This is a genomic window from Morganella morganii H1r (genome assembly GCF_000633515.1).
In the GTDB taxonomy this organism is placed as follows: domain Bacteria; phylum Pseudomonadota; class Gammaproteobacteria; order Enterobacterales; family Enterobacteriaceae; genus Morganella; species Morganella morganii_B.
The window spans coordinates 1-13,702 of the sequence record NZ_AYMP01000013.1 but is presented as its reverse complement, the minus strand read 5'-3'; the positions used below and the strand labels follow the sequence as shown (position 1 = coordinate 13,702).

The 13,702-nt window shown below is 51.4% G+C and carries 13 protein-coding genes and 1 tRNA gene; 6 read left to right on the top strand and 8 right to left on the bottom strand.

All coding sequences use genetic code 11. From position 1 onward, the window contains the following. Positions 1-25 precede the first annotated feature (25 nt). Complete coding sequence (rsuA, locus tag U868_RS0106800) at positions 26-721, bottom strand: 16S rRNA pseudouridine(516) synthase RsuA (protein WP_025152635.1); 696 nt, start codon at positions 719-721, stop codon at positions 26-28. A 231-nt stretch (positions 722-952) separates the two neighbouring features. Here rsuA and U868_RS0106795 point away from each other — a divergent pair, with 231 nt between their 5' ends. Both U868_RS0106795 and rplY read left to right on the top strand, forming a co-directional pair. After that, positions 953-2,713 (top strand): DEAD/DEAH box helicase, encoded by a 1,761-nt coding sequence (locus U868_RS0106795; protein WP_025152634.1) that lies wholly within the window; start codon positions 953-955, stop codon positions 2,711-2,713. 172 nt (positions 2,714-2,885) lie between these two features. Next, positions 2,886-3,167 (top strand): 50S ribosomal protein L25, encoded by a 282-nt coding sequence (rplY, locus tag U868_RS0106790; protein ID WP_004238022.1) that lies wholly within the window; start codon positions 2,886-2,888, stop codon positions 3,165-3,167. A gap of 78 nt (positions 3,168-3,245) precedes the next feature. Here the strand turns inward: rplY and yejK are convergent, their stop codons facing one another. Continuing rightward, positions 3,246-4,250 carry a nucleoid-associated protein YejK gene (gene yejK, locus U868_RS0106785; RefSeq protein WP_025152633.1) on the bottom strand — a complete coding sequence of 335 codons (1,005 nt, stop codon included), beginning with the start codon at positions 4,248-4,250 and terminating at the stop codon, positions 3,246-3,248. Positions 4,251-4,482: 232 nt separating this feature from the next. Between yejK and U868_RS0106780 the strand changes: the two genes are divergently transcribed. The 4 genes from U868_RS0106780 (at position 4,483) to U868_RS0106765 (ending at position 7,129) form a co-directional block, all read left to right on the top strand. After that, positions 4,483-4,710: a YejL family protein gene (locus U868_RS0106780; RefSeq protein ID WP_004238019.1), complete on the top strand. Its 228-nt coding sequence runs from the start codon at positions 4,483-4,485 to the stop codon at positions 4,708-4,710. A 27-nt stretch (positions 4,711-4,737) separates the two neighbouring features. Next, complete coding sequence (gene yejM, locus U868_RS0106775) at positions 4,738-6,507, top strand: LPS biosynthesis-modulating metalloenzyme YejM (protein ID WP_025152632.1); 1,770 nt, start codon at positions 4,738-4,740, stop codon at positions 6,505-6,507. 76 nt (positions 6,508-6,583) lie between these two features. Beyond that, positions 6,584-6,660: transfer RNA gene (locus U868_RS0106770), tRNA-Pro, on the top strand. Positions 6,661-6,844: 184 nt separating this feature from the next. Continuing rightward, a complete protein-coding gene (locus U868_RS0106765) occupies positions 6,845-7,129 on the top strand; it encodes a DinI-like family protein (RefSeq protein ID WP_025152631.1) in 285 nt (94 codons plus the stop codon). A 39-nt stretch (positions 7,130-7,168) separates the two neighbouring features. On the opposite strand, the gene U868_RS25910 is transcribed toward U868_RS0106765, so the two are convergent. From U868_RS25910 to U868_RS0106735, 6 genes are all read right to left on the bottom strand, one after another. After that, complete coding sequence (locus U868_RS25910) at positions 7,169-8,629, bottom strand: hypothetical protein (RefSeq protein ID WP_025152630.1); 1,461 nt, start codon at positions 8,627-8,629, stop codon at positions 7,169-7,171. A gap of 55 nt (positions 8,630-8,684) precedes the next feature. Beyond that, positions 8,685-9,056, bottom strand: coding sequence for a hypothetical protein (locus U868_RS25905; protein WP_240182683.1), 372 nt, complete (start codon positions 9,054-9,056; stop codon positions 8,685-8,687). A 242-nt stretch (positions 9,057-9,298) separates the two neighbouring features. Next, the gene (locus U868_RS0106750) at positions 9,299-9,559 is read right to left on the bottom strand and encodes a hypothetical protein (RefSeq protein ID WP_025152628.1); all 261 of its coding nucleotides are present in this window, start codon (positions 9,557-9,559) and stop codon (positions 9,299-9,301) included. Continuing rightward, positions 9,544-9,798, bottom strand: coding sequence for a hypothetical protein (locus U868_RS0106745; protein ID WP_025152627.1), 255 nt, complete (start codon positions 9,796-9,798; stop codon positions 9,544-9,546). Before U868_RS0106745 ends, U868_RS0106750 begins: the two co-directional genes overlap by 16 nt. 2 nt (positions 9,799-9,800) lie before the next feature. Beyond that, positions 9,801-13,016 carry a host specificity protein J gene (locus U868_RS0106740; protein WP_025152626.1) on the bottom strand — a complete coding sequence of 1,072 codons (3,216 nt, stop codon included), beginning with the start codon at positions 13,014-13,016 and terminating at the stop codon, positions 9,801-9,803. 32 nt (positions 13,017-13,048) lie between these two features. Next, positions 13,049-13,645 carry a tail assembly protein gene (locus tag U868_RS0106735; RefSeq protein WP_036411562.1) on the bottom strand — a complete coding sequence of 199 codons (597 nt, stop codon included), beginning with the start codon at positions 13,643-13,645 and terminating at the stop codon, positions 13,049-13,051. Between the last annotated feature and the right edge of the window lie 57 nt (positions 13,646-13,702).

The window sequence follows — 13,702 nt, the reverse complement described above, 5'->3', positions numbered from 1 at the left end:
CGTATTCAATTCAGTAAAAAGGTGTTCAGAGAACTGACTGAATCTCTTCGTCAGTCAGCGGGCGGTATTCCCCCGGTTCCAGGCTGTCATCCAGCACAATACCGCCGATACGCTCGCGGTGCAGCGCATCCACATGGTTACCGGCAGCGGCAAACATACGTTTGACCTGATGATAGCGCCCTTCGGAAATCGTCAGCCGCACATCCTGCGGAGTGATAATCTCAAGTTTTGCCGGTTTGGTCGGGTGCTGTTCACCGTTAAGCATCACCCCCTGCTCAAACAACGCTGCGGTCGTATCCGCCACCGGCTCAGCCAGGGTGACACGGTAGGTTTTCTCGCAATGATGTTTCGGTGAGGTAATACGGTGCGACCACTGCCCGTCATCAGTCATCAGGACAAGCCCGGTGGTATCAATATCCAGCCGGCCGGCGGCATGGAGTTTATGGGCAACCGGTTCATCGATAAAATAAAGAATAGTCGGGTTTACCGGGTCATCCGTTGAGCAGACATAGCCCTGCGGTTTATTCAGCATAAAATAGCGCGGCCCGGTGACGTGTGTCATCACATTGCCGTCATACGCCACTTCGTTTTCCGCGCTGACTTTCAGTGCGCCGTTTTTCACGACGTCACCATCCACAGTCACCATTCCCGCACGCAGCTCTCTGGCCACGAGGTTCCGGCTGATACCCATCTGATGGGCAAGAAATTTATCTAATCGCATGAATGTCTCTTAAACCTGACGCGCCCGCAGCATCCTGCCGGCTGATAAGCAGATAAAATGAAAGAATTTGGTTCGATAATAACCACGGTAATCATTATAACAACAAACTATCAACATCACAGCGCCTTTCTGACGGCGCTTCCGCTGTTTATCCGCCGTCATGCAGTCAATTGTCGCGCCTAAAGTATGATATGCTGATGCCCTGATTTTGTCTGTTCCGCCGGAGTTTCTGTGACGTTTACCCTGCGACCTTATCAGCAGGAGGCTGTCGATGCCACCCTGCTCTATTTCCGCAAACATACCACGCCTGCGGTGATTGTTCTGCCCACCGGGGCGGGAAAAAGTCTGGTGATCGCCGAACTGGCCCGGCTGGCACACGGTCGTGTGCTGGTGCTGGCGCATGTCAAAGAGCTGGTGGAGCAGAATCACAGTAAATATCAGGCTTACGGGTTAGATGCAGGTATCTATTCAGCCGGATTATCACAGAAAGAATCCTCACAGAAAGTCATCTTCGGCAGCGTGCAGTCTGTCGCCCGTAATACCGCCGATTTTGACGGCAAATTTTCCCTGCTGATTATTGATGAGTGCCACCGTATCAGCCTCAGTGAAGACAGTCAGTATCAGCAGGTGATACAGCATCTGCAGAAAAATAACCCTGCCCTGCGCATTCTCGGCCTGACCGCCACACCATACCGGCTGGGCTGCGGCTGGATCTATCAGTATCACTATCATGGCATGATCCGCGGCGATCATGAATGCTTCTTCCGCGATTGTATCTATGAACTGCCGCTGCGTTATATGGTCAGCCATCAGTATCTGGTACCGCCGCAGCGGCTGGATATGCCGGTGCTGCAATATGATTTCTCTCAGGTACCGGTCAGCGCCGCCGGGATGTTTGACTCGCAGGTACTGGCGCGCGAAGTGAAAAAACAAAAACGGATCACTCCGCGTATTGTCCGTCAGATTATTGAGTATGCCGCGCCCCGTCAGGGCTGCATGATATTTGCCGCCACCGTGGAGCATGCGGCGGAAATTGTGTCACTGCTGCCGCCGGGCGAAGCGGCGCTGGTCAGCGCGGATACCCCGTCAGCAGAGCGGGAAACGATAATCCGGAATTTCAAAGCGCGGCAGCTGCATTATCTGGTTAACGTTTCCGTGCTCACCACCGGGTTTGATGCCCCTCATGTGGATGTGATTGCCATTCTGCGCCCGACAGAGTCTGTCAGCCTCTACCAGCAAATTGCCGGCCGCGGCCTGCGCCTGTCTCCCGGAAAAACGGAGTGTCTGATCCTCGATTACGCCGGAAACCCGCATGACCTCTATATGCCGGAAGTCGGCAATCATAAACCGAACAGCAAAAGCCGGCCGGTGCAGGTGTTCTGCCCGTTATGCGGTTTTGCCAATCTGTTCTGGGGATTATGTACTGACGACGGACATATCATCGAACACTACGGCCGCCGCTGTCAGGGAATTATTGATTCGGATGATGAATCCGCCCGTCATCAGTGTGATTTCCGTTTCCGCTTTAAGCTCTGCCCTTCCTGTAACGGCGAAAATGATATTGCCGCCCGGCGCTGCAGCCACTGTGATGAAGTGCTCAGTGACCCGGATGATATGCTGAAAGCCGCGCTGCGCCTGAAAGATGCGCTGGTGCTGCGCTGTGGCGGTATGGCGCTTTCTGCCGGGCAGGATAATCGCGGTGAATGGCTGACCATCAATTATTACGATGAAGACGGCACCACCGTCAGTGAGCGTTTCCGCCTGACCACCCCGGCACAGCGTTTTGTCTTTGAAAAACAGTTTCTGGCACAACATTTGCGCGCGCCCGGCGTGCCGTTTCAGTGGCAGGATGCGGAATCGGTTATCCGTCAGCAGGTACTGCTGCGTTACCCGGATTTTGTTGTCTCACGCAAAAAAGAGAACTTCTGGCAAATCCGCGAAAAAATCTTTGATTATCAGGGGCGATTCCGCAAATCCGACAGCCTTGCCTGACCCGGCGTGCTGCTTTTTGGGTTTTATGCCGGGTTTCGTTTGCCGTTTGTCCGCATTTTCGGTAAAATGCACGCCGCTTCAACACGGGTAACCCTGCTGAAGCCAAATACCGACTTTGCTGCTGGGTCGCCTGTAGCAAAGATTTTTTTTACTCTTGTTAAAGAGAAAAGCTATGTTAACTATCAATGCTGAATTACGTAAAGAGCAGGGTAAGGGTGCGAGCCGCCGCCTGCGCCGCGCAAACAAGTTCCCTGCTATCGTTTATGGTGGCAACCAGGAGCCTGTTTCCATCGAACTGGACCACGACGTCCTGATCAACCAGGAAGCTAAACCAGAATTTTACGAAGTTCTGAACCTGGTTATCGATGGTAAAGAAACTAAAGTGAAAGTACAGGCTGTACAGCGTCATCCGTTCAAGCCAAAACTGACACACATCGATTTCCTGCGCGCTTAATTACGCCACCTATCGAGCTTTAATCGGGACGCCGAGTAAATAACGCCGCTTTTGCGGCGTTATTTATTTCTGCTCTCACTATCCTTTATTACCACGGCGCTGTAACTGATCCCGCAGGTTCGGTGGTGTCCCTTTAATCGTCAGGGTATCCGTGGCCGCATCCCAGAAAATCCGCTCACCCAGTAACATCGCATCAAAATTAATGGTCAGCCCGCCGCCGCTGCCGGCAAATTTTGTCAGCTGGCGCAATGTGCTGCGATCGGCCGGGAAAGAATCCTCCAGCCCGTACTCTTTTTCCTGTGTAAACTGCGCAAAACTCTGCTCACCCAGCGGCGGCAGTTCCGCAGACAGCTCTGTCAGCTGAATCTCTTCACCGCTCTGTAACTGCTCCGTGCAGTAATCAAACACCTGTTTGCGGTAAGACTGGCGCTCCTGTTTGTCCGCCTGTGCTTCCTCACAGTAATCGTCCAGAGCCTGTAACAGGCCCTTGTTCTGGATTTTGGCATTAAAGCCTTCTGCGGCACCGAGGAAATCCATAAAGAAATCGGACACTTTGCGCCCGACCCGGCCTTTGAGGAACGTCAGGTAACGGCTGGATTCCGGATTGGTTTCCCATTCGGTCAGGTCAATACGGGCAATGATATCCGCATGCGGGATATCCAGATAATGGGTGCTGTTAAGCTCCAGGCTCTCATTGACCAGCATGCTCTGGCAGTTATCGAGCACCGCGACCAGCAGATATTCCACCGCCAGATAGCGGTAATGGGCAAATAACACCACACCGCCCTGGGCAAACGGGTATTTTGCCAGTTCATCCTTCAGGCGGACGGTTGCCGCACGGGTAAAGGCATGGAACTCTTCCTCGCCCTGCCGCTGCAGGCGCAGTGCGGCAGACAGCTCACTCTCTTCATTAAACACACCGTACGCTTTGCTTTTCGCACTGTAGACCCGGTGCAGTTCAGCCATCATTTCCTCAACAATGGCGGTCTTTTCCAGTGGTGTGTCCCGCAGCACCACTTCCAGTGTCTGTTCGTCGCGTTTAATCAGCTGATGTAACGCAATCTGAATGATATCCAGACTCATCTTTTACTCCTTCGGCCTCGTTTGCGCGTATTCAAACACCGTTACAATCTGTGCGCAAGTCACAATGACAGGAGAATGTGACGAGACAGGATAATCCGCAGCGTGCATACTGAAAATGACGTATTCCCTGCGTAACCGGATCCATAATTGAAATAATTTTCCGCAAAAAGCAGAAATACGAACGCTCATCAGTTATGATATAGAGCTTTGTACAATCAGGATATCTACGTTTATGCCGCAATCATCCCGCTACAGTGATGAACACGTTGAAAAATTACTGGCTGAGCTGGTCAGTGTGCTGGAAAAAAACCGGACACCGACCGACCTGTCTCTTATGGTGTTAGGAAATATGGTGACCAATCTCATCAATACCAGTGTTGCGCCGTCACAACGCGCTCATATTGCTGAATCCTTCGCCCGCGCCCTGCAATCTTCCGTCAGTGAAGATAAAGCGCACTGACCGCATTCCGGCTGACGACGAAATTCTATGGTAACGTATCGTCCGAAATACGGTGACAAAGTCTCCCAGATGATAAGCTGGGGGCACTGGTTTACCCTGTTTAATATTCTGCTGGGTCTCGCACTCAGCAGCCGTTACCTGTTTATTTCTGACTGGCCGGATACGCTGATTGGCCGTATTTACGCCATCACCAGCTGGCTGGGACATTTCAGTTTCCTGGCGTTTGCTCTCTATCTGCTGATCGTGTTCCCGCTCACCTTTGTGGTGATGTCACAACGGCTGCTGCGCTTCTTATCCGCCGCCCTCGGTACCGCCGGGCTGACACTGCTGCTGTTTGATATCGGCATCTATGAACAGTTCCGCCTGCATTTAAACCCGGTGGTGTGGGATCTGGTCGTGAACCCGGAGCAAGGGGAAATGGCGCGGCGCTGGCAGTTTGTCTTTATTGCGATCCCGGTTATTTTCCTGGTCGAGATGCTGTTCGGCACCTGGAGCTGGCAGAAACTGCGCAGCCTGAACCGGCAAAAATTCGGTAAACCCATTGCAGTGGTATTTATCACCGCCTTTATTACCTCTCATATTATGTATATCTGGGCGGATGCCAATTTCTACCGCCCGGTGACCATGCAGCGCTATAATCTGCCGGTATCTTACCCGATGACCGCCCGCAAATTCCTGGAGCGCCACGGCCTGCTCGACAGCACCAGTTATGAGCAGCAACTGCTTCTGCACGGCGACCCGACCGCCCAGGGCGTTGAATACCCGATCAATAAACTGACTTATGCAGACAATGGCAGCGGCTATAATTTACTGCTTATCACCCTCACCTCGCTGAGCCGGGAAGATATTGATAAGGCAATGCCGAACCTGAACCGGTTTGCACAGGAAAGTACACAATTCACACAGCACTACAGCAGTGAGATCAATCCGGAACGGGCGCAGTTCGGGCTTTATTACGGTATCTCCGGCACTTATTATGACGGCATCCTCAACGGACGCGTTCCGTCTGCACTGATGACCGCACTGAGTGCTCAGAATTATCAGACCGGATTCTTCTCAACGGAAAACTTTGCCTCCCCGCTCTTCCGCTATGCCCTGCTGGCGGATTACAGCCTGCCGCCGCTGCGTGACGGGCAGGACAACCGCGGAACAGCCACCGCCTCTGCGGATGTGGCAGAACGCTGGTCACTTTGGCTGAAACAGACCCGTAAAGATCAGCCGTGGTTTGCGCTGATTAACCTCAGCACCCCGTTACCGGATGGTCATTCCGCCCCGGATATGACAAATATTGATAACACGCTGGGCACACTGATTCAGGATATCCGTGTACGCGGCGAGTGGGATAAAACCGTTATCGTCATCACCGCCGGTACCGGTGACAGCATGGCAAAACTGCAGGACAACTGGGTCACCGATGGCAAATTCAACCGTGACCAGCTGCGTGTTCCGCTGATTATTCACTGGCCGGATACCCCGGCGCAGACTATCAGCAAACTGACCGCACATCCGGATATTATGGCAACCCTGATGCAGCGACTGCTGCACGTCAGCAATCCGCCGGGGGAATACACTCAGGGTGATGATTTGTTCAGCGCCACACGGCGTAAACCACGGATATTTACCGGCGATAACAGCAATCTGGTGATTATCAAACCAGACTCTGCCTCACTGCTGACAACACAGGGTAAATATCAGCGCTTTGATGAAAATAACGGGAAGATCCGCAATGCCAAACCGGATATGGCTGAATTACTTCAGGTGCTGACTGAACAAAAACGCTTTATCGACACACACTGATCCCCGGACAAAAAAAACGCAACCGGCACAGTGCTGTCTTGCTTTAATCAAAGAAAACAGTAGTATAGGTAGTATTCGGCATGTAGCGCAGCCTGGTAGCGCACCGTCATGGGGTGTCGGGGGTCGCAGGTTCAAATCCTGTCATGCCGACCAGTCTTTTTATAATAAAACCAACCTGTTAGGGTTGGTTTTTTTGTGTCCGTCAAAATGTCGATGGTAAAATAATGGTAAAACCATGGTAAAACCGCCGCCAAAAAGATCGAAGTCCGCCTTGACAGTATTATTCTGCCCCGTTAATTTATACTGTATATTTAAACAGTATAAATAAGGTAATCGCATGCTTCGTATCAACGTAATTTTTGACAAAGCACTCAAAGACACTTTACCCACCGGCACTTTTGACGCGCTTCGTGATGAAATCGAAAAACGCATCCCACAAAAATATCAGGAATCTGATATACGAATCGCCTGGGGATCAAATACTAATTTTTCTCTAGATGGATTAAAGAAAGGTGACAAAAAAGAAGATCTGGAGACGCTTATGCAGGAGATTTGGGAGGATGACGGCTGGATGCCGGAAATGGAAGATGTCTATGATGATGTAGAATATTTTGATAAGTAAGCGACAGCCGCGCCGGACATCCACCTGCGCGGCTTTGTTTTATTCTTCTGAGCCTCCGGTCTGCTCTGCTGCTTCCTGCGCTTCACGCTCAGCCTGCTCACGCTCCATCTGTTCCGCCAGTTCACGTTGCTTCACATTCCACACAGAGCCCTGTGGCATTTCCACACGCACATCAAGGCGAGTGGATTCCGGCAGATCACACGGTTCACCGTCCTGATAGAAAATACGCTCACCTTCCGGGGTGATCTCTTTCAGCCGCCAGTTCTGGAAGCGTTCCGGTAAATGCGCATGCTGACGGTGACAGGTTTCAATAATCAGACTACCGTCTTCCTGTACGCGGTCATCGACATAAACCAGCTCAAGGCCGTTATTGTCTTTCGGTACCGAAATACCACCGTTTACGCCCCATGCACCATCTGCGTTATAACCGAGTATACCAGTAATGTGATACTGGCCGGTGCCGGTACAGAGAACCTCTGCACCTTCGGATTCGTCGTTGGTTTTGTAGTTGCCGTCCGGGTGGATTTGAATGACAGGCGATGCCCGTTTAATAAATCCATTGCCGTCAACGGCAGTGTTGGATTCTGTCCATACCGTCCAGGCATTTGACATGGTTGCTAAATTAACATTCCCTGATCTGAAATATAAATGCCCGGATTGCGTCAATAACTGGAAGTTTGACCTATTCCCTGATACGTCAGGCCATCCTCTGAATGTTGCCATTCCAATGACGGTATTGTCTGTTCCGCCCCATACTTTATCTCTGGTACTGATTCCGCAGGACACACCGGGAGGATACGCAGCAAAGCTTCGTGTGTAGTTATAATCAAGGTTGCGATAATCAAAATGTGTTTGCCTGGCAAGCTTGTCATTCAAATCATTTGGTTCACCGGCAGGAGCATTATAAGGCAGCAACGTACTCCGGTATGTCTCTGTATTGCGAACCCATTCACTTACCGCTTTCTCATGTGGCACTTTAGTTGTTGATGCCCCGACTGATGCTGAGAGTTGCACAATCCCTTTTTGGGTCGTTGTTGCATCTTTAGGTTCAGGGATTTTAATATTATCTACTTTTTCGTCTATTTTCTTAATCGCTTCATTCAGCGCTTTAATGCTATCCAGCGTCACCTTCTGGCCGTTCGGCAGCTCAATTTCTACCTGGCCGGTGTCTGTCATCCACTGCTGCATTGCCTGGAGAAAATAAACGATATAACCCTGATTGGCTGACATGGTACGTGCTACATCTGAAATGGTGTCCGGTACCGTGGTGGCAATGGAGTATTTCGCGCCGCTGAGCGTTACCGGAGCATTGAATGACAACACCAGTTCGGTATCACTGTTTACCGCGCGGATCATCATGCTGACAGGTGCAGTACCGTTCTCGATGCTGATGAGCTGGCCCGGGGCAACACCGTGAATGTTCTTTTTCCACTGTGTACCGGTACCGGTCACAATCGGTGAACCGGCGTTAATGGCTATAGTGCCGTCTGTGTAAATCATGGGGTTTCCTTAAATTTCAGACGAAAAAAAACCGCCGGAGCGGTTGTTATTGTGATTAGTTATATTCCCTGGTATCTATATAAAAATACTGATTACCGATATTGGTGCCTGACATTTGTCCTGCGACAATCATTGAATTCCATATGGCTTTACTCCCTGCTCCGCAGCCTGTAATTCTTACCGTTTTACCTCCGTGATCATCCGGTAATCCAAGAATGCCAAGCGTTGATATCAGAACAGCGCAGGGAACCCCGGTTTCCGCCGTTCCTGACTGTGAACCAAAATTATTTCCGGTCAGTATACGCAGTGGTCTCTGACTGGATGCATGAGTTAATAATCCGTTATTGTAAATACGCACCCCCCACTTCTGAGGGAAGGCGGAAATGTAATACGATGATTTTACGAATACATAAATATCAAACGGCATACCCGGGTCGCCTTTAAGATCCACACACCAGTAATTATTTACCACTGTGATATCACATAATCCGTTTAATGATATTCCGGTAAAATTTGCAGCCCGGATAAAAACAAGCGGTGTGGATTGATCCGTGCGCTGAAACAGTTGTGTGACTCCCGGCGTTATTCTTATCTTTTTATAAAAAACAGAAGCTCCGTAGGGGGAGAGTATTTCTTCCGTTCCGTTGTTGTAAACCTGTGCGCCATATCTCATGTGACCATCACCATTACCACCACATTGGCATTATTGCCGCATTTCCAGCTTACGGTATTTCCGTTAACGCTAATGAGCGTCCCGGTTATGCTCGGGCTGATATTAATTGCGGATATTGAAAGTGTTTTACCATGCGGGATATTTGAATAAGTTCGTGACCCGTCCATGGTCACATTAAACTGGTCGAGAATAAAACTGGACCCGGTAATTTTTATCGGCTTTCCTTTGTCATCGTAGATTTCTATTCCCCATGACATGAGAACTCCTCAAGGTGTTCCGGTTTTATCCATCCTCCTCTGATCCTGAAACCGAGCTGAGGAACCTGGTGATACATGTATCCCTGTTTGTTCTGTCGTCGCTTATCAAATTTAACGATCACGTTATTCCCCATGCCCGGCGTTTTAATACTGTAAATACCGGTGCAGTTCACTTTTTCATAACCTGTTGCACACCCTGACACCATTACTGCTGTTATGACTGCTATTAGTTTTTTCATTGTTAATCCCCAAGGTAACCAATTTTCACTGCCAGTTTCCCGTTTTCGTCATAAACGATTATCTGATTGTTTTTAATTACCATCCGACCGGTGTTTCCCCCTGAATCAACATCCAGCGTTCCGCGAAATATTGCGCTGTTAAACTCAGCATTTCCGGTTTTGGCATCAATCAGGAAACCATTTCCGGCTTTACCCGGCACATAGTTCTCCGACTGCATTTTATCAGTGACAACCACGCTGTTGAGCCATGCCTGATTAATGAACGCCTCACGCATAAACACCTGACCGTCCTTCATGTACATAAACAGATCCATGGATTTATTCACCGGGTTATAAAATGCAAACTGCTGGGCGCTGAATCCGATAAGCGTGTTTACCTGTCCGCCCTTCAGTTCGGCACCGATAACCATGCCAGCGGAATAGTCCTCACCGTTGTAATGAATACGGACTTTCATATCGTGAACCACCGATGCCTGACCGGATGCCATATCCCACTGCGCCCGGATGGAGTTCTGCGCCATGGCGAAACTGTCGTCTGCAGTCACCTTCACCGCGTCGATTTTCTCGGCCAGCGCCGTGGTTTCCGTGACTGTATAGTTGCGGACTTCGATAATTTCGGCTTTCATCGCGCCGTTTTCACGCTGCCAGTAACCCCACTGACCATAAGCGTTGTTGGCGTTGTTGATAATGGCCTCGAAGTTATCATCCGCCTGCGACTGCAGGTCTTTGATGATTTGTGAGTCACCCAGCCCGGCAGCGACTTCATCAATAATGGTCGAGGCGTCAAACTCGGCCACACCGCGCACAAACTCAGTCCAGGGAGACTGATTGCCGGTTTTATCCACCAGGCGGGCGCGGAAATAAAACGCGGTACCGGCAGCCAGACCGGCAAGCTCATGAGAGCGGGACGGGTACGGCACATCGGCTAACAGCAACAGGTTCTGTCCGTCATTGGTTTTGCTGTACTGAATTTCGGTTTTCAGGGTATCTTCCGTGAATCTCCCGAACTCCCAGTTCAGTTTGATCCCGAATACCAGTGTGGCCGCACGGAAGTTCAGCGGCATCGGCGGATCTCCCACCTTACCGGTCAGCCGGGTTTCCTCTGAATATCCCCAGCCGCTGGAAATTTCAGCCGCATTAATCGCCCTGACACGCACCAGATAGCGACCTGAATACACCCCGGGCACGTCAAACGAAGTGGTGGCATTGCGCGGCACATTGATCCAGTTACCGTCATCACGCCGCCACTGCGCCTCATAAGCAATCGCGTTCTCTGCCGGTGACCAGGTAACCTGCATGGTTTCAATACTGATCCCCTGATTCACCACAGAGTAAGAGCTGATGGTGATATCTTTCGGCGGGAACTGGTTACCCGGCGGAATAACACTGATAGGACGCTCATCAAGTACCGCACCGGTGTCTATCCGGTCGTATTTGTCCGGGTCATGCATAGCTGCGGATATCGTGAACGTACCGTCATCATTCTCAGTCACACTCACCACCCGGTACTGCTGGGCATACAGATCGTCTGATTCAGTCACCCAGACGCACTCCGGTTCCGGTGTTTCGCTGTATGCTGTGGTGACAGTAATTACCTTGTCCGTGACCATCTGGATAGTGCGGGCCTGTGATTTGCCGGACGGCAGGTTCAGCATCAGGCGATCGCCCGGAGCGGCATCCGGCTTGCGGTCGAGGGTGATACTCCGGCCATTCACTGCACTGACGCGGCCGCCGGTCACTTTCCCGGACAGGTTTTCATCCGCCACCGCAATGATGTAGCCAGGCTGCGGGATATTACCGTCCAGCCCCACACCGAATGTCACTACCCGGTCTTTGTTGTTGGTCAGTATGCCCCAGCGGCCTTTGCGGTTGGCCTCTGACTGGCGGGTGCAGCCGATCGCCGTCATCTCCAGCTGATTAACGCCGAACCGGAAAACCAGTTCATTTTCAAATACCGGTTCCATGTCATCGGCATAGCCGTTCAGCGGATCTGAGTACGATACCAGCGCGGAGGAATAGCGGACCTTACTGCTGCTGCCGGAATAGGTGAACTTTCCGTCCAGCACGTTGGCTTTGGTGTAGCTGTAATCAATGTCACGCGGCATATCCGCCAGGGTGATAATCTGGTTGCCGCCCCAGTAGGTCATGCCCCGGAAGATGGCGGCAAAGTCACGCAGCACGGTATAAGCTTCATTGCGATCCTGCACATACACATCACAGATATAGCGCGGCTCAGTGCCGCTGCCGCCCTTACCGTCCGGTACCGGCTGATCACAATACTGCGCAACGCGGTACAGCTCCCATTTATCGATATTCTGCATTTTGATGCGGTCACCGAGACCGAAGCGATCGGAAACCACAATATCGTAAAATATCCAGGCGGGGTTATTGGTCCACGCCCACTTAAACGAACCGTCCCAGGTACCGGAATACGTCCGGTGTTCCGGGTCATAGTTTGACGGTACACGGATAACCCGCATCTTCGGCTCACAGGTGACCTGCGGGATCGAGCCGTTAAACTGTTTTGAATCAAACTCGATATACAGCAGCACGGTATGCGGATAGGTCAGTTTGGCGTCGATCACCTCGGTATAACTCTGCAGCACTATGGTGTCACCGATTTTAGCGCTGTTGGCATCCGGCGTGATTTTTCGCACCCGCAGCGTCCAGGATGTGACCGACTGCGGCAGATCAATACGGTGAGTACGCTCATAACCGGAAGTGGTTTTACCTTTTACGCGACCATCCACAACGGTTCTCCAGCTGCCGCCGTCAGTCTGTAAATCAATGGCGTATTTCACTTCGTTGCCGACCATATCCCCGTTATCCTCCTGACGGAACAGGGACGGCCATTTCAGGCGGACACGGATTGCAGACAACTGCGGATTGGTGAATGCATGCGCCCACGGCGTACTGCTCTGCACCATAGTGCCGACCGTAATTTCATTCTCCGCCGCCGGCATCCCCTGAATGTAAGTTTGTGCCTGAGTGCCGGGACGGTATTCCCATACCACGCCGGGAAAGTTTTCGGATCCGTCAGCATTCAGCAGCGGCGTGCCGTCCAGAAAGATATTCTTCCCGGTCAGCTCACCGGAAAATTCCCCCTCACCGAGGGCGATCAGCAATTTGGCTTTTGCAACAGACTGTAAGTCGTCCGGCTGTTCGACGGGCGTGCGCGGGCTGCCACCGCCGCCTTTGCGGCCTGTGATTTGTGTCATTGTGGGATTCCTGCTGAATAACGGAGAGAGGATTACTGCTGATCTTCGACGTAAATTCCGGCTGAGATAACGGCTCCGCCGATGCGGCGCTTACCGTAACCGATCGGTACCGGGTAACCCTGAGAAACGGTGTTCGTCGGCGCACCGAACGCATAGGACGGTTTATTTTCGCCCTGATCTTTCATGGCGATCCCGTTTGGCTGCGGGGACAGCATCTGGATAATGCCGCCCAGCATCATCGCCGCGCCGGTTGTGGCCATAAAGCCAACCATGCCGCCAGCACCAAAAGCGGCAGCAATACCACCCGGCCCCATCCACACCGCAGCGGCCACCAGCACAGCACCGAATATGGTCTGAAATAACCCACCGCTCTTGCTACCGATCACCACCGGTACAATCCGGATAACATCATCAGTCACCGGAAAACCGAGGTCATCCACCCCGATATTCTTTTTCCCGCGAAATACCGCGTAAGTCAGTCCTCGGGATTTACTGGTATTCAGGAATTGCTCAAATCCGGAGATAGTGCAGCATAATGCACGGACGGCTTCGGACGTAGTACAGACAAGCCGTTGATGTTTTTTACCAAAGGTTTTACCCAATACACCACCCAACTCTATTTTTGTCATTATTTCCTGTGACATATTTACCCCATAAAAAAACCCACCGGAGCGCTGAGAGATCCC